The organism is Bacillus cereus group sp. BfR-BA-01381, assembly GCF_022663555.1.
Classification (GTDB): domain Bacteria; phylum Bacillota; class Bacilli; order Bacillales; family Bacillaceae_G; genus Bacillus_A; species Bacillus_A pacificus.
This window is the reverse complement of the sequence record NZ_JAKUFR010000088.1, coordinates 1-19270: the sequence shown is the minus strand read 5'-3', so window position 1 is coordinate 19270 and position 19270 is coordinate 1. Positions and strand designations below refer to the sequence as shown.

Here is a 19270-nt window from a genome sequence, read left to right as displayed (position 1 = left end):
GCGGGTTCGACCCCCGCCCTCGGCACCATATGCGCCCGTAGCTCAATTGGATAGAGCGTTTGACTACGGATCAAGAGGTTAGGGGTTCGACTCCTCTCGGGCGCGCTTTTATTAACGGGAAGTGGCTCAGCTTGGTAGAGCACCTGGTTTGGGACCAGGGGGTCGCAGGTTCAAATCCTGTCTTCCCGATATTCCCAAAAAACATGGGGCCTTAGCTCAGCTGGGAGAGCGCCTGCCTTGCACGCAGGAGGTCAGCGGTTCGATCCCGCTAGGCTCCACTTATCTTAATATCATTTATGGCGGTGTAGCTCAGCTGGCTAGAGCGTACGGTTCATACCCGTGAGGTCGGGGGTTCGATCCCCTCCGCCGCTACCATAAAGGACCTTTAGCTCAGCTGGTTAGAGCAGACGGCTCATAACCGTCCGGTCGTAGGTTCGAGTCCTACAAGGTCCACCATTAGACGTTTCTATCTCGGAGGTATACCCAAGTTCGGCTGAAGGGATCGGTCTTGAAAACCGACAGGCGGCGAGAGTCGCGCGGGGGTTCGAATCCCTCTACCTCCTCCATTTTTTCTAAATTAAATATTTTATCATCGCGGGGTGGAGCAGCACGGTAGCTCGTCGGGCTCATAACCCGAAGGTCGCAGGTTCAAATCCTGTCCCCGCAACCAAATGGTCCCGTGGTGTAGTGGTTAACATGCCTGCCTGTCACGCAGGAGATCGCCGGTTCGACCCCGGTCGGGACCGCCATTTTTACATAAAGGCTCGGTAGCTCAGTCGGTAGAGCAGAGGACTGAAAATCCTCGTGTCGGCGGTTCGATTCCGTCCCGAGCCACCATTTTGAAATCACATGCCGACTTAGCTCAATTGGTAGAGCAACTGACTTGTAATCAGTAGGTTGGGGGTTCAAGTCCTCTAGTCGGCACCACTTTCAAAATGAGCCATTAGCTCAGTTGGTAGAGCATCTGACTTTTAATCAGAGGGTCGAAGGTTCGAGTCCTTCATGGCTCACCATTTACAATTTAATGCGGGTGTAGTTTAGTGGTAAAACAAGAGCCTTCCAAGCTCTGGTCGAGAGTTCGATTCTCTTCACCCGCTTTTCAATTATGGGCCTATAGCTCAGCTGGTTAGAGCGCACGCCTGATAAGCGTGAGGTCGATGGTTCGAGTCCATTTAGGCCCACCATAATTGTTCCGCAGTAGCTCAGTGGTAGAGCTATCGGCTGTTAACCGATCGGTCGTAGGTTCGAGTCCTACCTGCGGAGCCATATTTATAGAGAAGTACCCAAGTGGCTCAAGGGGCTCCCCTGCTAAGGGAGTAGATCGCGAACGCGGTGCGAGGGTTCGAATCCCTTCTTCTCTGCCAGTAATTGGCCCGTTGGTCAAGTGGTTAAGACACCGCCCTTTCACGGCGGTAACACGGGTTCGAATCCCGTACGGGTCATACTAAAAGAGATAGCATAATCTGCTATCTCTTTTTTGTTGTGTAAAAGTGGACTTTGGATAGTCTGCTTTTTTATGAATTAAAAGAAAGATGAAGTATTCGCTGTTACAGTTGGGAATACAGAGAGCTGTAAGTATAGTCATGTTGTTTACCTTGACCTGTATGAGTATGAAGGAATGTTCACTTAACAAATCATACTCAAATTGAATTTTTATCTCGGCCGTATGCTAAAGCCTCCTGCACTTGGATAAACGGGTAAATATCATAGCTGGGAAGATCCTAAGGAATTAGTTGTAGAGTTATTAGATACCGTTGAATAATAAAAATTGAAATATGGGTTGTTCAAACAAAGGATGCTGTATTAGGCGCTACGGTGGAAAATAAATAATATATAGAAGAAACTGTCTCTCAGTAGGTGATCTACTGGAGGCAGTTTTTTTATGCTGTCATTATTGTCGAGTTTTGTCGGTAAGTCGATATTCTTTGTCGAATCGCCGATATAATTTGATTTACGGTCGATATATTATAAAAATCGTTGATATATGTAAATAATCGTCGATATAATTTCACTTACCGACAAAAACATAAGAAAATCCCTTTCACAATCTAAAGAAAACGCCTCCATTGAAATGGATTCCACACCTATCCCAATAACTTTACACTCTATGTGAAAAAGTTCACAAATAGGTCATAATTTGTGAAGTAATTCACAATAATACGTGCTACAATATGAGTGTAAAGAAGTTAAACAACATTAAATTAGTATTTTAATTAATTACTTAAACAATCATAAAAAAATATATGTGAACAATAGAGAGGGGAAATTACCATGAAAAAAGGTATCAATCGTGTAGTATTAGTAGGAACAGGAGCTGTAGGTTGTAGTTACGCTTACTCAATGATCAACCAAGGTGTAGCTGAAGAATTCGTATTAGTAGATGTTAATGAAGCAAAAGCAGAAGGGGAAGCAATGGACTTAAGCCATGCGGTACCATTCTCTCCATCACCAACAAAAGTTTGGAGCGGTAGCTATGCAGATTGTAAAGATGCAGATTTAGTAGTTATCACTGCTGGATTACCACAAAAGCCAGGTGAAACTCGTTTAGACTTAGTTGAAAAAAATACAAAGATCTTTAAACAAATCGTTCGCGGTATTATGGATAGCGGATTCGATGGAATCTTCTTAATCGCAACTAACCCAGTTGATATTTTAACTTACGTAACTTGGAAAGAATCTGGTCTACCAAAAGAGCGCGTAATTGGTTCTGGTACTACTTTAGACTCTGCTCGTTTCCGTTACATGTTAGGTGACTACTTAGATGTAGATCCACGTAACGTTCATGCTTACATCGTTGGTGAACACGGTGACACTGAACTTCCAGTATGGAGTCACGCTACTATCGGTGTACAAAAACTAGAAACAATCTTAGCTAACAACGAACAGTACAAACAAGAAGACTTAGATAAAATCTTCGAAAACGTACGTGATGCAGCTTACCATATCATCGAGCGTAAGGGTGCAACTTACTACGGAATCGGTATGTCACTACTTCGTGTAACTAAAGCAATCTTAAACAACGAGAACAGCGTATTAACTGTATCTGCATACCTTGAAGGTCAATACGGTGAAAAAGATGCTTACGTAGGTGTTCCAGCTGTAATTAACCGTGAAGGTGTACGTGAAATCGTAGAGCTTGAGTTAAATGAGGATGAAAAAGCGAAATTCGCTCATTCTGTAAAAGTATTAAAAGAAACAATGGCACCAGTACTATAATAATTGCTAAATAATCCAGAAGTGGGGAACTACTTCTTACTTCTGGATTTATATATAATTTAATATAAATTCCTTTTCCGGTTTCCCTTGTATATCCCCAATATACCCCTTTTGCTGGATCAGGGTCGTTTATAGAAAAGAGCACTCTACTTTGCGTAGAGTGCTCTTTATTATTATCATTTTTTAGGCGTCAATCCTAATTTTTTAAAAATATCTGCCAGTGTACCGCTTTTTGATTTTTCTACAGGTGTTTGTGATTTGGATGCATCTGGACCTTTTTTCAAGAAGTTCTTTTCAACGAAGCGAATATCTTTTTCGTCGACAATACCATCTTTGTTAAGGTCGCCGTCGTTCACAGATAGTCCTTTTTTACCATAGTTGCTAGCGATAATTTCAGCATCTTTTATATCAATTACTTTATCGCCATTTACATCACCTGCAAGGTTTTCATCAAGGCGTGCATAATAATATTGGCCAAGTAGCTTACCGTCTTTTTCAGTACCAAGTTTCGTTGTTAGTCGGCTTGTTAAATGCCCTGGTACTTCTACATATAAGTTATAGTCGCGTTTATTAGCAGGAAGTCCATTTAGTTTGAAGGATCCGTATTTATCAAGTGAGCCTTCAAACTTATGACGGTAAGAATCTGTTGCATATACTTTTACGCCAAGCTTTGTATAATCGAATTTTTCATCTAAATATCCGCGTTCATTTAAGAAAGCACCAGGTTTAATACTTCCTTCGACTAGTGAGTTTAAAGACATAACTGAGAATGTTTGATCTTGAAGGACACGCATTCTATTTGGCTCTGTTTCCCCTTGTTTCCAGTATGCAAACACTGCTGATTCTAATTGAGCATTTGCTTCATAAAACTCATCATTTTCTACTTTGAACGTTACATCAATGAACGGGAAATCACCATCTAATCCACCGAAGTTTTTGTCATTGATAGCTCCGCCAACTGTGACAGAACCTTCTTCTAGTTTCGGTTCATTTACTTTTGCGGTCACCCCTTTTTCAGAAAGGAGTTTTTCAAAAGCAGGATTAAATTTCGCATTTGCAAACTTGAAGTTCTTCTCTAGGAATTTTACGTTAAATTCCCCAGCAACAAATTGTTTCACATGTTTGGCGTTTAGCGTCACAGTGAATTCATCACCTTTATATACTTCTTTTTTATCATAACTAGTTTTCGCATATTGAGCTCCTTGCGGGATAAACCAATAGTTATTTACACCGCTTGGATAGTCAGCTCCTGCAGTTGCATAATCGAAAATATATACGCCTGTGTTCATGGGACCTTCAGTTTTAAAGGATTCAGGAGTAATGCCAACTTTAAAGTCACCATTTGCATTAATAGGTAAAAACTTATGCAAGTATGGAGAATAATCATAGTACATCACTCCGTTTGCTTCTTGCGTAATGTTTAATCCTTTTCCTTTTAAGTAGTCAACGTTCGAATCATACACATTTCCTTTAATCCATAACGCTTTTTTACCATCTTCTACTGTATAATTTTCTTCATTTAATTCATAAATACCAGGCTGTAATCCAGTTAATTTCACTTCTGGCGGTGTATTATCAATTACGACATAATCACCTTTCACACGTGCTTTACCGGCTTTATCGTAGCCAACAAACTCAATTGTGTAATCACCTTCTGGTAAGTCGATTTTCTCATCACCAATTGGTTTTGCAGGATCATTTGTAAAAGAATACACTTTGCCGTTAAAGAATGAATCTAAGTAGTAATACACATCAGTTTTTAATCCACTAGTATTTAATGTACCAAGGAAACCGAGAGCTTTATTTGTTTTGGAATCTTTCACGATAAGATCTAACGTTTCAAGTTCGCTATTTAATTGGAACGCCCCGTGCAAATACGATTCACGGTATGGATTGAATTTAGATGTATCAGTTGAAATTGCTTTTCTTGATAATATTGCATTTTCAATACCAGGCTCTGATACACGAATAGAGAACGGAATTTGGTACGTTTCTTCTTTATTTTTCGTATTTGTAATATGAATATATCCTTCATATCGGCCTTGTTTTACACCAGCCGGAACATTAATTTTTGCTTCAATTTCATCTGATTTACCAGCATCAAGAGTAAAAGTTTCTGGAACAGAAACTTTTACACCGTTTGCGGTAGCATCGTTAATAGAAGAAGATGCTGGTGTATAAGAAATTTCTGTTTTAAATTCTTTTTTCTCTTGTTTATTATGATTTTGTACTTTTATATTTCGTTTTTGTTCAAGAGCTTCACCGTCTTTTTGATAGAACTTCCCGAATGCAATGGATCCAGTTTCTTCAGGGACTTCAATTACTTCATCATTTACAACTGTTTTTGTTGTATCTAGCACTTTAAAACTAGTTTCCGTATGAACGGCGTTGTACGCATCTACTCGTCCAGCTCCAACTTCATATACGGAATACTTTTCTTTTAAATCATCAGCTGTGTTCATAAGAGACGCCTTTACATCGAATGGAGAGTATTCTGGGTGTTCTTGTAAAATAAGAGCAGCAACGCCCGCGATATGAGGAGAAGCCATAGATGTTCCTTGCATACGCTCGTAGGAAACGTCATAGTTTTCGCCCTCTTGTGGGTCGTTAATATATTCAGGTACTGTTGAAAGTACAGCAACACCAGGCGCTGTAATATCTGGTTTAATATCATCATTTGATGTAACAGGACCGCGTGAGCTAAAGTCTGCAAGATGATCGCCTTCTGTTTGAATATAACTAAGTTCGTCAAAGGTAAAGGATGTATTACCTTGTTCGATTTGAGTTTTTAGTTTTACACCGTCTTCTTTCGTTAGGCGGAATGCGGGAATGTATTTTGTACTTTCGCCAACGTAGAAAGGAATTTCTCCGTCCACATTGTTATAAATAATAACGGCTTTTGCACCAGCTTGTTTTGCATTCGCAATTTTTTCATCAAATGACAGTGTACCACGTGCAACGAGAGCGATTTTTCCTTTTACATCTTTTTTACTAAACTCGTCAGGCGTACCAATTCCTACAGATTCAATAGGTAAAGTTTGTCCCTTGAAATCTTCTATTTTATCAGTAAAGTTTTTGCCGAATAAAATTAGGTTAGGAAATTGTAATTGCCCAGCATGACCTGATAGTTTCGGTAAGGAAATAGAGCTATCACTTGCGCCGACCGTAATCGCAAATGGAGAAGCACCTGGTGATCCGAGTGTCGCTGGATTTGGACCAGAGTTTCCAGCAGCAACGACTGTAACAACACCGGAAAGCATCGCGTTATTGACAGCGATAGACGTAGGATCAAGCGGATTGTTGCTATCGTCACCTAACGATAAGTTAATAACATTCATGCCGTCAGAAATAGATTTATCGATTGCAGCGATAATACCAGAACTATCTCCACTTCCGTATGGACCGAGTACACGATAGTTATACAGTTCAATGTCAGGTGCAACACCTTTTACTGCGGAATCTGATGTGTTTTTCTTTTGCGCAGAAACGATACCTGCTACGTGAGTACCATGCGCAGTGTAGAAGGAAGAGCCACGATCATCAAATTCAGGAGCACCAGATTGTTGCCACTCTGTATAAGTTGTTTCCATCGGATCTGCATCGTTACTAATAAAGTCCCAACCTTTTACGGAGTTTGGATCTATCTTGCTAGAGTCTTCGCCAGGTTTTGCGCGATAGCCCTTATATACGTCTTTTAAGTCAGGATGATTGTAATCAATACCTGTATCTAATACACCAACTTTAATTCCTTTTCCGGTAATGCCTTCGCTATGTAACTTATCGACCCCAATTTGCGGAATACTATCTGTTAGTTTTTGAGGTGCTTTCTGCTCTGCTTGTTTTGGTAAATTTAATTTCACTTCGTAATCTTTCCAAATACGTTTTACAACGCCAATCCGTAACAATTCTTCCACTGTATTTGCAGGTAATGTCAGCGCAACCCCATTTATCGCATGTTTATAAGAACGTTTAATTTGTACTGACTGGAAATTCCCTGACTTTACTGATGGGCTGAACTGATAAAGACGTTTTAGTCCTTTTTGAAATTCCTCATGTTCTTGATCAATACGTGCCTTTATATTTTCAGGAGCAGCTTGTAACCCTTTTTCTTTTTGTTTTAATTCATTAATCTTTACTGGAGCCGTTTGAAATTCTACAATGATATTTACTGGTTCGGAACTACTTGTATTAATATCTGGCGAGATAGTAAAACCAGGGTTGGCATCTAACGTTTGTAATGCCTGACGCTGTTCTTTAGAAAGTTTTGATAGTAAAGACTGGGCGTTTGAAGAGTCAATTTGGTTAATAGGATTTTCAGCAAGTACATTGAACGGAAGGGCAGTTGAAAACAGAACGCCAGCCGTTACAATTCCGGTAACAAATCGATTTTTCTTTTTCATGTATAAGCCTCCGATAATTTATATTTTAAAAATTATTTTTCCGACTTTAATGGGCAGTAAGACCCCCACCTTAAAATGCAGCGAAAGCAAAGAAGTTAGGTGGGGGATCAACTGCCCATAAAAGTCCGATTGGTTCAACTAATAATCAGTGGGGGATGAAGAAAACCCCCACTGATTAAAGTTTCACTTTATCTGTGCCCGGTGTTTGCTCTGCATGGAATGTCCAGTTTAGCTGTAAGGAATCACCCTGGAATTTATTTTGATCTTGTTCGTTGTCTTCAAAGGAGAAGAGCACGTGTAAATAATCTGTTTCACCAGATTTAATACCGTCTATTAAGTTATGACGTTCTAAAGAAGTAGCCACATCCTCAGGTTTCATAGTCTTTAATTGTGATAGTTTTGTTTCCCACAAAATTTCATGATCATCGTTTGGATTAGATGGTTTTCCATCATTCACTAAAAATTTGACGATGATATGATCGCCTAAATCTTCACCATCATTATTTTTCTGTGCATCTGTAACTTCATAGGATGTTTCAAGTGCTACTTTTGCAATATCCAATGACCCTTTATTTTCAAGCGTGAAATTTTTTTCAATAAAGTCACCTGGCTTTAAATCTTTCACATCAACGATTACACTTGGATTAATAGAAAGGTCTAGTGTTCCAGCTTGAAATGAGTTACTAGATGTTTCAGAATCACTGAAGTAGGCGAATACACCGCCGAATGTAAGGGATAAGCCGAGCGTTGCTGTGACAACTCCCATTCCAACCTTTTGTTTTAATGACATAAGAAAGCCCCCTAATTAAATTTTTATAGCGACTGTTCGTAACAAGGATAAATAAGTAAACATAGTAGTCCACTATGAATTATAGTTACGAAAAGTCGCTGTTCTTTATTGAGAACAAGTATATGCTTATCAATTTTCCATTTCAATAAAATTGTGACGAAAAATGTTGAGAAACATTTTTTTATGACAGATTATTTTGTTACGATTTTAAGTGATACATAACGTGTAAAATAGAGTGAATCTAATAAAATAAAGGTTGAGAAAAAAATATTATATTGAAAGATTAGTATGAAATGAAGCGTTTTCAATGAATATTCGTCAAAATTCGATATTTTATATAGAAATGTGAAAAAAGACCAACATTTTTAAGAAAAAAACGTATATTTTTTATAAATTAACAAGGATATTTCAGTTTTTCGAAGAAATGATAAATTATAAAAAATTCTGTCATCTTAGTGAGGTGAGCATATTGAACGTAATAAATTGTGAAGAAGTGAAACGAGATGAGTTTCATACAGAAAAGTACTATGAAAGTTATAACATCTTTGGCGCACATATTGTGACGGAAGATGAGATGCGAGGTGTACGATTTACAGTATGGGCTCCTCATGCGAAAGCAATGAGTGTTGTTGGAGATTTTAATGAATGGGATTATGAGCAACATAAGATGCTACAAGTGACAGAAGAGGGAATTTGGTCCCTATTTATACCGCATATTGAAGAAAAAGAAATATATAAATATGCGATTGAAACGATGGCTGGTGATGTCATTTTTAAGGCGGATCCGTATGCTGTGTATGCAGAAGTAAGACCGAATACGGCATCTGTAGTTTTTGATATAAAGGGATACGAATGGAATGATAAAAACTGGAGTCGTAAGAAAAAGAAAAAATCGGTTTATAAAGAAGCGATGACAGTTTATGAATTGCATTTCGGTTCTTGGAAAAAGAAAGAAGATGGAACGCTGTATTCTTACAGGGAAATGGCAGAAGAACTCATTCCTTATGTGGTGGAACATCAATTTACACATATTGAAATTATGCCGCTTGTTGAGCATCCGTATGATCGTTCTTGGGGATATCAAGGAACGGGATATTATGCCGCAACGAGTAGATTCGGCACGCCACATGATTTGATGCATTTTGTCGATGAATGTCATAAATATGGAATCGGTGTCATTTTAGATTGGGTGCCGGGGCATTTTTGTAAAGATGCTCACGGTTTATATTTGTTTGATGGGACACCGACTTATGAATATAAAGATAAAGATGTGCAAGAAAATCCAGTATGGGGAACTGTTAACTTTGATTTAGGAAAGAGGGAAGTACGTAATTTCTTAATTTCAAATGCGTTATTTTGGATGAGATATTTTCATATTGATGGTTTCAGGGTGGATGCAGTTGCGAACATGCTGTACTGGAATAAAGAAGGACAAGAGCAAAGTAATGAGCACGCTGTTTCATTTTTACGGGAGTTAAATGAAGCGGTATTTGCAGAGGATGAAGATTTTCTTATGACAGCAGAGGATTCAACAGCTTGGCCACTTGTAACAGCTCCAACGTATGAAGGTGGGCTTGGATTCAATTACAAATGGAATATGGGCTGGATGAATGACGTGCTGAAGTATATGGAGTGTGCGCCAGAGTACAGAAAATATATTCATGAGAAAATGACGTTCTCTTTACTATATGCTTACTCTGAAAATTTCATATTACCGCTTTCTCATGATGAAGTCGTTCATGGGAAAAAGTCATTATTAAATAAAATGCCAGGAGACTACTGGGATAAGTTTGCTCAACTTCGTTTATTATATGGATATTTCTTTACTCACCCAGGAAAGAAATTACTTTTCATGGGTGGAGAATTCGGGCAGTTTGATGAGTGGAAAGACCTTGAAGATTTAGATTGGAATTTACATGATTTTGAAATGCATCGTTATATGCATGATTACTTTAAAGAGCTCATAGCATTGTATAAGCGCTCCAAACCACTTTGGCAGCTTGATCATTCGCCTGAAGGATTTCAGTGGATTGATGCTAATAATAATGAGCAAAGTATTTTCTCTTTTATCCGCCAAGGGGATAAACAAGAAGATGCGTTAGTTGTCGTATGTAATTTTACGAAAACTACATATGAAAACTATAAAGTAGGTGTACCAGATTTCGAGTATTATAACGAGGTTTTAAACAGTGATGCTGAGCAATATGGCGGATCAGGGCAAGTAAATAAGAAACGTCTGAAGGCGATTCAAGAACCGTTTCATAATCAAGCAGCACATGTAGAAATTACAATTCCACCATTTGGCGTATCCATATTACGACCAGTGAAGACGAGAAAGGGGAGCAAAAAACAAGATGGCTCAAAAACAAAAGTGCGTAGCAATGTTACTAGCAGGGGGAAAAGGTAGTCGATTAAGTGCATTAACAAAAAATTTAGCCAAGCCAGCTGTTCCATTTGGTGGTAAATATCGCATTATTGATTTTACGCTAAGTAACTGCGCAAATTCTGGTATTGAAACGGTTGGGATTTTAACGCAATATCAACCACTCGAACTTCATAATTATATTGGAATCGGCAATGCGTGGGATTTAGACCGAGTAAGCGGTGGAGTCACAGTATTACCTCCTTATGCGGAGTCTTCAGGTGTGAAGTGGTACACAGGTACGGCAAGTGCCATTTATCAAAACTTAAACTATTTAAGTCAATATGAACCAGAGTATGTTCTCATTTTATCAGGCGACCATATTTATAAAATGGATTACAGTAAAATGCTAGATTACCATATTGAGAAAGAAGCGGACGTTTCCATTTCTGTTATTGAAGTGCCTTGGGATGAGGCGAGTCGTTTCGGTATTATGAATACGAACGAAGAGATGGAGATTGTTGAATTTGAAGAGAAGCCGCAATTTCCAAGAAGTAATCTTGCATCAATGGGAATTTACATTTTTAACTGGGCAATTTTGAAAGAGTATTTAGAAATGGATGCAAGAAACCCTGAATCTAGTAATGATTTCGGAAAAGATGTACTTCCGCTTTTATTAGATGAAGGGAAGAAGTTAATGGCGTATCCGTTTGAAGGGTATTGGAAAGATGTTGGAACGGTGAAGAGCTTATGGGAAGCGAATATGGATTTACTTCGCGATGAAACATCACTGAATTTAAATGATCGTAATTGGCGTATTTATTCTGTTAATCCAAACGAACCACCTCAATATATCGCTGAAAAGGCAAAAGTAGAAGAATCACTTATTAACGAAGGATGCGTCATTGAAGGGGACGTGAAGCATTCTGTACTATTCCAAGGAGTGACGGTGGAAGAAGGTAGTATGGTTATTGATTCTGTCGTTATGCCTGGAGCGAAGATTGGTAAAAATGTTGTGATTGAAAGAGCGATCGTTGGATCGGAAATGATTATTGAGGATGGAACAATTATTCGTCCGGAAAAAAATGTTGACGATGTAGTACTCATTGCTGAAGGGAAATAGAAAAGGGGGATGAAATGAATGGGAGAAAAAATGTTAGGAATTATTAATGCAACGGGAAGTTTTCCTTCCTTAAAGAAAGTAACAGGGCATCGTTCACTAGCGGCGTTACCGTTTGGGGGCCGTTATCGACTCATTGATTTCATGCTTTCAAATATGGTGAATTCTAATATTCATAGCGTAGCGGTTTTTACAAGTCATAAAAACCGCTCGTTAATGGATCATGTTGGTTCAGGAAAACAGTGGGATTTAGATAGAAAAAGAGACGGACTGTTTTTATTCCCGCCAAATTGCCAATGTGATCAAGATGAATTTGGATCTTTTGCGCATTTTAGAAGACATATTGATTATTTTCTAAGAGCTAGAGAAGAATACGTCGTTATTACGAATAGCCATCTCGTAACAGCATTGAATTTTCAAGCGGTGTTAGAGCGACATATACATACGGCAGCTGATATTACGGAAGTTTGCCATGAAGGGGTTTCGCTTCAAACATACGTATTAAAGAAACAATTACTGTTAGATTTATTCGATTCATATAAAGATGTGGAGCAATATAGCTTATTCGATGTAGTGAGAGAAAAGCGCGGAAAATCACTACATATTGCTACGTATGAGCATACAGGATATGTAGCTATTATTGATTCAATTGAAAGCTACTATAAACATAGCTTAGAAATTTTGAAACCTGCTATTTGGAAGCAACTATTTAAGAAAGAAGCACCAATCTTTACGAAAGTAAAAGATGAGCCACCAACTCGTTATGTAAAGGGTGCAGTCGTGAAAAATACAATGATTGCAAATGGTAGTATTATCGAAGGTGAAGTAGAAAATAGTGTTGTCTCCCGTTCTGTTAAAATTGGGAAAGGTTCAATTGTTCGTAATAGCATTATTATGCAAAAGAGCCAAATTGGAGATAACTGTATAATAGACGGTGTTATTATTGATAAAGACGTGAAAATTGGTGACGGTGTTGTACTAAAAGGAAACGCCGATGAGCCATACGTTGTAGAAAAAGGAAGCGTACAAAACAGTACGATTAATAGTTATTCTTAAGGAATCAGTGGGGGTTTTTCCTCCACTGATTAAAGTTTTAATTTAAATGAAAACTCGAAGGGAGGAAGCTGCAAGGGAAGTAGTATAAGCTTTTCGTGCAGTGGGACAACAAGTGAATATTTTATTTGCAGTATCAGAATGTGTACCATTTGTTAAATCGGGAGGATTAGCTGATGTAGCAGGTGCGCTCCCAAAAGAGCTAAAAAAATTAGGTGTGGAAGTTCGCATTATACTCCCAAATTATAGTCTTATTCCGCAAAAATTAAGGGATGGATGTACGCTACATAAAGTAATTAACGTCCCGCTTGGGTGGAGAAATCAATATTGCGGAATTTTAAAAGGTGAGCAAGACGGGATTACGTATTACTTAATAGATAATGAATATTATTTTAAGAGGGATTCTCTGTATGGTCATTATGATGACGGAGAGCGTTTTTCTTATTTTTCGAAAGCAGTTTTAGAGTGTATCCCGCATCTTGATTTCGAAGTGGATGTTCTTCATAGCCACGATTGGCATACAGCTATGGTAAATTTCTTACTACGTGAAAAGTATCAAGATAAACCATTATATGAGCATATTAAAACGGTATATACAATTCATAACTTACAGTTCCAAGGTGTATTTCCTCCTGAAGTGATGTACGACTTGCTAGAACTTGGTGATGAATATTTTCATAGTGAGCAGTTAGAATTTTATGGGAATGTGAACTTTATGAAGGGTGGCATTATCGCTTCTGATCAAATTACAGCGGTTAGCCCGACATACAAAGAGGAAATCCAATATGAGTTTTTCGGTGAGAAGTTAGATGGATTACTGCGAAAATATAAAGGTAAGCTTAGCGGCATTGTAAATGGAATTGATACGAGCGTGTACAATCCAGAAACGGATTCGTATATTACTGCTCAGTACGATGCAGATTCATTATATGAAAAGAGTGAAAATAAACGCGCGTTGCAGCGTTATTTTGGTTTGCCAGAAAAAGAAGATACACCAATTATTTCTATGGTAACGAGATTAACGAAGCAAAAAGGTCTTGATTTAGTACGTACTGTATTCCGAGAAATAATGGAAGAAGATGTACAATGTATTATTTTAGGATCAGGTGATTCGGAATATGAGAAATTCTTTGAGTGGATGGCATATGAGTATCCTGAGAAGGTAAAAGTGTATATTGGCTTTAATGAAGAATTAGCCCACCAAGTATATGCGGGAAGTGATTTATTCTTAATGCCATCACTATTTGAACCATGTGGACTTGGACAACTTATCGCATTAGCGTACGGTACGATTCCAATTGTAAGGGAAACAGGCGGATTAAATGATACGGTACAATCTTATGACGAAGAGACTGGAGAAGGAAATGGTTTCAGTTTCACGAACTTTAATGCACATGACATGTTGCACACGGTTCGTCGTGCAATTGAATTTTATCAGGATAAACCGGTGTGGGAGCAGCTTGTAAAACAAGCAATGACTGAAGATTATAGCTGGGAAAAATCAGCTCTGGCTTATAAGAAATTGTATAAAAGTCTCATGGAATAACATGTAGGTGGTGAAGAAATGTTTACTCATGTTGAAAGTTTCAAATCAGCTTTTCTAGAAAAGTTAGAGACGATGTATGGTAAAAGTTTCAAAGACTCTACAACTCGTGATCAATACAATACGCTTGGGTACATGGTGCGTGAGTATATGAATAGTCAATGGATTGCAACGAATGAAAGTTATCGGTCTGGAGAGCGAAAGCAAATGTATTACTTATCCATTGAGTTTTTACTTGGGCGTTTGCTTGGAAGTAACATATTAAATTTAGGCATCAAGGATGTATGTGAGCAAGGGCTTTCTGAGCTTGGAATTTCGTTGCAACAATTAGAAGAGGTGGAAGCAGATGCAGGTCTTGGAAATGGTGGACTTGGACGGTTAGCAGCCTGTTTCCTTGATTCACTTGCATCTTTAAACTTACCAGGTCATGGGTGCGGAATTCGTTACAAACACGGCTTATTTGATCAAAAAATTGTTGATGGTTATCAAGTTGAATTTCCAGAACAATGGCTTCTTCATGAAAATGTATGGGAAGTAAGAAGGCATGATCAAGCTGTAGAAGTAAGTTATTTCGGCAATGTTGAACCGCTCTACATTGATGGGCGTTTAGAATTCAGGCATACAAATGCAGAAGTAATTATGGCAGTACCATATGACGTTCCAGTAGTAGGTTATGAGACGAGTACTGTAAATACACTTAGACTTTGGAATGCGGAACCAGTTCCTTTCCCGCAAAATTGCAAAGATATTTTGAAATATAAGCGTGAAACAGAAGCGGTATCGGAGTTTTTATATCCAGATGATACGCATGATGAGGGGAAAATACTTCGTTTAAAACAACAGTATTTCCTCGTATCAGCAAGCTTGCAAAATATCGTTCGTATGCATAGAGAAAGATATGGTGACCTTCGTCAATTACATGAGAAAATTGCGATTCATATTAATGATACACATCCAGTTTTGGCGATTCCAGAACTGATGCGTATTTTATTAGATGAAGAAAAACTAGCATGGGAAGAAGCTTGGCACATAACAACGCAAACGATTTCTTATACGAATCATACGACGTTATCAGAAGCGCTTGAAAAGTGGCCAATTCACATTTTTAAACCGTTATTACCGAGAATTTATATGATTATTGAAGAGATTAATGAACGTTTCTGTCATGAGCTTTGGGAACGTTATCCATATGAATGGCATCGCATTGAAGAGATGGCAATTATTGCGCATGATCTTGTGAAAATGGCACATTTAGCAATTGTCGGTAGCCATAGCGTAAACGGTGTAGCAAAAATTCATACAGAAATTTTAAAGCAGCGTGAAATGCGATTGTTTTATGAGTTTTATCCAGATAAGTTTAATAATAAAACGAATGGAATCGCTCATAGACGCTGGTTAATGAAGGCGAATCCACAGCTGACGAACCTTATTTCAGAGGCGATTGGAACAGAGTGGAAGAAAGAACCAATTAAGCTTCAAGAGCTACAATTAGTTCAATACGATGCGAGTTTCCAAGAGAAATTTGCAGAGGTAAAACAAGGGCGTAAAGAAATTTTAGCGGAGCGTATTCATAATACAATGGGGATTACAATTGATCCTAATTCTATTTTTGATGTGCAAGTAAAAAGACTGCATGCTTACAAGCGACAATTATTAAATGTTCTTCATATTTTATATTTGTATAACCGTTTGAAAGAGGATGCTAGTTTTACATTTTATCCGCGTACTTTTATCTTTGGAGCGAAAGCATCACCTGGCTATTACTATGCGAAAAAAATTATTAAATTAATAAATGAACTTGCAAGAAAAGTGAATAACGATCCGTACGTAAGCCAATATATGAAAGTTATCTTTCTAGAAAACTATCGAGTGTCTGTAGCGGAAGATATATTCCCAGCGGCCGATGTAAGTGAACAAATTTCGACAGCGAGTAAAGAAGCATCCGGAACAGGCAATATGAAATTTATGATGAATGGTGCGATTACGCTCGGCACGTTAGACGGAGCGAATATTGAAATAAAAGATAGAGTCGGTGATGATAACTGTTTCATTTTCGGTTTAACGGCCGAAGAGGTTCTTCATTACTATCAAAATGGTGGATATCGTGCAAGTGATTATTATCACCACAATGGGCATATTAAAAAGGTAGTAGACCAGTTAACGAATGGTTTCTTTGCACAGTCTGGAGCTGAATTTGAAGCAATTTACGATTCTCTCGTTATTCAAAATGATGAATATTTCGTTCTACGAGATTTTGGCCCATATGCGGAAAAGCAAGAAGCTGTTGGTAGAGCTTATGAGAACCGAACGAAGTGGTTGGAAATGTCGATTTTAAATATTGCACAATCTGGTCATTTTGCGAGCGATCGAACGATTTTACAGTATAGTAATGAGATTTGGGGTATTGGTAATACAGTTACACAAATTTAAAGAGATTGCTACGTCGGAAAAGATTATATGAAATTTATATCGGCGATTTTCAAATTATATCGACCGATACTTAAAATATATCAGCGATTTTTAAGATATATCGATTTACCGACAAAAATTGACACTAATAAATAAACCGAGCTTAAACTCATTAAGCTCGGTTTTCTTTTTTGCTTAAGAAAGAAATGGGATCGCAGTATATATGATACCTGTTCCATCATATTCTCCTGTCGCAAAGTATGAAAATGTAAAGAAACCTGTAAACGTAAAAATTACAATGAGAAAAAGTGCAAAGATAAATTTTAGCATGTAAGGTCCCCTCATCCAAAAGTAACTTCATATATTATTATAGTATAAGGATATTTAATTTCCAATTGTTTACTGGTTAAAAATGAGAAGTCAGACATGTTTTGTATGTTGTCATGGCATGATTATTTGCAATCGATTTTGTGTTTTTTGTAAAAGTCATGTTGTGATGAACGTGTGCATATTCCCAGTCTTGGTCATTAAAATTTATGTTTCGAGGAGGAAGAAGTGGAACGACATCAAATAAGTTGACGAAACGAAAGCTACTAGCTACTTGTAGTTTATAATAATTACGAAATGCAATATCTCCCACTTTTGGGGAGGCAAATGTATACAGACCGTACTGTGCGAAGGCAGTGTTTATACGCGCATCGAGTATATGTAGTGTAGCGAGCGCGCCGCCTAAACTATGACCTGTTGCAAGAAGTTTCTTATGGGCTGGTAATGATACGAGCATATCCATAATAGAATCTCGGCAAGACTCATAAATGGAAAGAAAGCCGTTATGGACATTTCCACTATTTAAAGCATATGGGTATGGTTTTTGGTTAACGAGTGAATCGATAATCCAGTCTGTATCTGTTTGTGTTCCGCGAAAAGCTACAATAATGGTATCCTCAGATTCTAGTATGAATCCGAACCATTCTGTCGTTTGAATGGTTTTTCCTTGAAAGCCTTGTACATATTGAAAACCATCTGGTATTTCAAAAATCCCATTTTGTTTATATTGTTCATACGTTAACTCACAACAAGAAGCTAACAGTATGGCGGTATCTTTATCAAAGGATAAAGGAGTACGCATTAAGGAAGCCTCCTTAAGAAAAGGTATAGTTCAATATATGCAGTGAGGGACTTGATTCATTCTTTTAGAAAAAAAGCTTGAACCTACAGTTACGTGAGGGAGTAGGATTTTTGTAAACATACTGTTAGGAGGGGGTAAGATGAGCAAAAGAGAAGGCTATTCAATTGGTGAGTTTTCAAGGGGAACAGGTACAACGATACGAACGCTCCAATATTACGATGAAATTGGATTACTTAAACCTGAAAAGAATGTTAGCTCTGGTCACCGTGTGTACAAAGGAAAAGATATATTAGAGCTACAGAAAATAGTGAGCCTTAAAGTATTAGGATATAGTTTAGAAGAAATAAGCGTCATGTTGAAAATGCCAAGTTTGAATGTAAATTTAAAAGAAACATTGGAGCAACAAAGAAAAGCCTTTGAAGAAAAAAGAAAACAAATTGAAGTTTCGATAAAGGCGCTTGAACGAACAATGGTATGTCTTGAGGAAGATGACGAGTTGGATAGTGACATATTAATGAGTTTAATTAACAGCATTCAAAAAGAAGCTGAACAACGTTTATGGCTTGAAGAATATGTATCAAAAGAAACAGTTGATGGATTATATAATAAGCCAGAAGAAGAGAGCCTGGCACTTGATAAAGAGTTTGTTCGTTTAGCGAAAGAAGTGAAAAGGTTATTTGGAAGACAAATTGATGATGTAGAAGTGCAAAAACTAGTTGACCAACATATGAAAGCGACTCTTAAGTATGTGGGCGAAGAGACAGTGTATGCTTTAGGAAAATTAGAGAATGCAGAAGAACAATATAATAATATGATGCCATCTCCTTATACGGAAGAAGAAGAGGCGTGGCTTAATGAAGCAATGGAGTATTATATGATTCGAAATGGTTTATCCCGCTTTAATGGGCAGTAAGACCCCCACCTCAAAATTCAGCGAAAGCAAAGAAGTTAGGTGGGGGATCAACTGCCCATTAAAGCCCGATTGGTTCAACTAATAATCAGTGGGGGATGAAGAAAACCCCCACTGATTAAAGTTTCACTTTATATAGTCCACCTAAATAAAAAGAGCCCTATAAGGGCACCTTTTTACTCTTTCCCATCTAATAAACGACCAAGCCCACCTAAGACGCTACCTTCACCAGTGCTTTGCGCTGCTGGGCTTGTCAGACGTGCTGCTAAGCGGCTAAGTGTTAAGGACTGAATCCAAACTGTTCCAGGTCCTTCTAACGTTGCGAAGAATAAACCTTC

General features: G+C 38.0%; 11 protein-coding genes, 16 tRNA genes and 2 pseudogenes. 23 read left to right on the top strand and 6 right to left on the bottom strand.

The window, feature by feature from the left end; translation table 11 throughout:
• Positions 1–31: 31 nt before the first annotated feature.
• From MR079_RS23060 to MR079_RS22985, 16 genes are all read left to right on the top strand, one after another.
• Positions 32–105 (top strand) — tRNA-Arg (locus MR079_RS23060).
• Positions 106–115: 10 nt separating this feature from the next.
• A tRNA-Pro gene (locus MR079_RS23055) sits at positions 116–189 on the top strand.
• 16 nt (positions 190–205) lie between these two features.
• Positions 206–278, top strand: a tRNA-Ala gene (locus tag MR079_RS23050).
• Positions 279–298: 20 nt separating this feature from the next.
• Positions 299–375 (top strand) — tRNA-Met (locus MR079_RS23045).
• A 4-nt stretch (positions 376–379) separates the two neighbouring features.
• A tRNA-Ile gene (locus MR079_RS23040) sits at positions 380–456 on the top strand.
• Between the two features lie 17 nt (positions 457–473).
• A tRNA-Ser gene (locus MR079_RS23035) sits at positions 474–566 on the top strand.
• 27 nt (positions 567–593) lie between these two features.
• Positions 594–670 (top strand) — tRNA-Met (locus MR079_RS23030).
• A gap of 3 nt (positions 671–673) precedes the next feature.
• Positions 674–749: transfer RNA gene (locus MR079_RS23025), tRNA-Asp, on the top strand.
• Between the two features lie 12 nt (positions 750–761).
• Positions 762–837 (top strand) — tRNA-Phe (locus MR079_RS23020).
• 14 nt (positions 838–851) lie between these two features.
• Positions 852–927 (top strand) — tRNA-Thr (locus MR079_RS23015).
• Between the two features lie 10 nt (positions 928–937).
• A tRNA-Lys gene (locus MR079_RS23010) sits at positions 938–1013 on the top strand.
• 13 nt (positions 1014–1026) lie between these two features.
• A tRNA-Gly gene (locus MR079_RS23005) sits at positions 1027–1097 on the top strand.
• A 10-nt stretch (positions 1098–1107) separates the two neighbouring features.
• A tRNA-Ile gene (locus MR079_RS23000) sits at positions 1108–1184 on the top strand.
• A 7-nt stretch (positions 1185–1191) separates the two neighbouring features.
• Positions 1192–1266, top strand: a tRNA-Asn gene (locus tag MR079_RS22995).
• Between the two features lie 7 nt (positions 1267–1273).
• Positions 1274–1364 (top strand) — tRNA-Ser (locus MR079_RS22990).
• Between the two features lie 6 nt (positions 1365–1370).
• Positions 1371–1442, top strand: a tRNA-Glu gene (locus MR079_RS22985).
• A gap of 97 nt (positions 1443–1539) precedes the next feature.
• Here the strand turns inward: MR079_RS22985 and MR079_RS22980 are convergent.
• A pseudogene (locus MR079_RS22980) lies at positions 1540–1695 on the bottom strand (IS4 family transposase); the annotation flags it as partial.
• A gap of 576 nt (positions 1696–2271) precedes the next feature.
• On the opposite strand from MR079_RS22980, the gene MR079_RS22975 reads away from it, so the two are divergent.
• Positions 2272–3216, top strand: a complete 945-nt coding sequence (locus tag MR079_RS22975; protein WP_000715338.1) for an L-lactate dehydrogenase — start codon at positions 2272–2274, stop codon at positions 3214–3216.
• Positions 3217–3392: 176 nt separating this feature from the next.
• On the opposite strand, the gene MR079_RS22970 is transcribed toward MR079_RS22975, so the two are convergent.
• Both MR079_RS22970 and MR079_RS22965 read right to left on the bottom strand, forming a co-directional pair.
• Positions 3393–7616, bottom strand: coding sequence for a S8 family serine peptidase (locus tag MR079_RS22970; RefSeq protein WP_242294702.1), 4224 nt, complete (start codon positions 7614–7616; stop codon positions 3393–3395).
• Between the two features lie 175 nt (positions 7617–7791).
• The gene (locus MR079_RS22965) at positions 7792–8406 is read right to left on the bottom strand and encodes a CalY family protein (RefSeq protein ID WP_242294701.1); all 615 of its coding nucleotides are present in this window, start codon (positions 8404–8406) and stop codon (positions 7792–7794) included.
• A 469-nt stretch (positions 8407–8875) separates the two neighbouring features.
• On the opposite strand from MR079_RS22965, the gene glgB reads away from it, so the two are divergent.
• The 5 genes from glgB (at position 8876) to glgP (ending at position 16914) form a co-directional block, all read left to right on the top strand.
• Positions 8876–10813: a 1,4-alpha-glucan branching protein GlgB gene (glgB, locus tag MR079_RS22960; RefSeq protein WP_139869530.1), complete on the top strand. Its 1938-nt coding sequence runs from the start codon at positions 8876–8878 to the stop codon at positions 10811–10813.
• Entirely contained in the window at positions 10761–11891 is a 1131-nt protein-coding gene (gene glgC, locus MR079_RS22955; protein WP_139869531.1) for a glucose-1-phosphate adenylyltransferase, read from the top strand. The genes glgB and glgC overlap by 53 nt, the downstream gene beginning before the upstream one ends.
• 18 nt (positions 11892–11909) lie before the next feature.
• Complete coding sequence (gene glgD, locus MR079_RS22950) at positions 11910–12944, top strand: glucose-1-phosphate adenylyltransferase subunit GlgD (protein ID WP_242294700.1); 1035 nt, start codon at positions 11910–11912, stop codon at positions 12942–12944.
• A gap of 112 nt (positions 12945–13056) precedes the next feature.
• The gene (gene glgA, locus MR079_RS22945) at positions 13057–14487 is read left to right on the top strand and encodes a glycogen synthase GlgA (protein WP_242294698.1); all 1431 of its coding nucleotides are present in this window, start codon (positions 13057–13059) and stop codon (positions 14485–14487) included.
• Between the two features lie 18 nt (positions 14488–14505).
• On the top strand, positions 14506–16914 hold the full coding sequence (gene glgP / locus MR079_RS22940; RefSeq protein WP_242294696.1) for a glycogen phosphorylase: 2409 nt from the start codon (positions 14506–14508) through the stop codon (positions 16912–16914).
• Positions 16915–17088: 174 nt separating this feature from the next.
• Here glgP and MR079_RS29250 read toward each other — a convergent pair whose 3' ends face one another.
• Entirely contained in the window at positions 17089–17223 is a 135-nt protein-coding gene (locus MR079_RS29250; RefSeq protein ID WP_000911070.1) for a hypothetical protein, read from the bottom strand.
• A gap of 76 nt (positions 17224–17299) precedes the next feature.
• The gene (locus MR079_RS22935; protein ID WP_088327206.1) at positions 17300–18022 is read right to left on the bottom strand and encodes a lipase family protein; all 723 of its coding nucleotides are present in this window, start codon (positions 18020–18022) and stop codon (positions 17300–17302) included.
• 139 nt (positions 18023–18161) lie between these two features.
• On the opposite strand from MR079_RS22935, the gene MR079_RS22930 reads away from it, so the two are divergent.
• Entirely contained in the window at positions 18162–18935 is a 774-nt protein-coding gene (locus MR079_RS22930; protein WP_242294693.1) for a MerR family transcriptional regulator, read from the top strand.
• Between the two features lie 173 nt (positions 18936–19108).
• On the opposite strand, the pseudogene MR079_RS22925 reads toward MR079_RS22930, so the two are convergent.
• Positions 19109–19270, bottom strand: a pseudogene (locus MR079_RS22925) (TIGR00266 family protein); the annotation flags it as partial.

What these genes read in the sequence shown, in the direction of transcription:
- MR079_RS22935 (WP_088327206.1), bottom strand. Translation starts at nt 18,022, where the DNA reads ATGCGTACTCCTTTATCCTTTGATAAAGATACCGCCATACTGTTAGCT.
- MR079_RS22965 (WP_242294701.1), bottom strand. Translation starts at nt 8,406, where the DNA reads ATGTCATTAAAACAAAAGGTTGGAATGGGAGTTGTCACAGCAACGCTC.
- MR079_RS22930 (WP_242294693.1), top strand. Translation starts at nt 18,162, where the DNA reads ATGAGCAAAAGAGAAGGCTATTCAATTGGTGAGTTTTCAAGGGGAACA.
- glgP (WP_242294696.1), top strand. Translation starts at nt 14,506, where the DNA reads ATGTTTACTCATGTTGAAAGTTTCAAATCAGCTTTTCTAGAAAAGTTA.
- MR079_RS22970 (WP_242294702.1), bottom strand. Translation starts at nt 7,616, where the DNA reads ATGAAAAAGAAAAATCGATTTGTTACCGGAATTGTAACGGCTGGCGTT.
- MR079_RS22975 (WP_000715338.1), top strand. Translation starts at nt 2,272, where the DNA reads ATGAAAAAAGGTATCAATCGTGTAGTATTAGTAGGAACAGGAGCTGTA.
- glgD (WP_242294700.1), top strand. Translation starts at nt 11,910, where the DNA reads ATGGGAGAAAAAATGTTAGGAATTATTAATGCAACGGGAAGTTTTCCT.
- MR079_RS29250 (WP_000911070.1), bottom strand. Translation starts at nt 17,223, where the DNA reads ATGCTAAAATTTATCTTTGCACTTTTTCTCATTGTAATTTTTACGTTT.
- glgC (WP_139869531.1), top strand. Translation starts at nt 10,761, where the DNA reads ATGGCTCAAAAACAAAAGTGCGTAGCAATGTTACTAGCAGGGGGAAAA.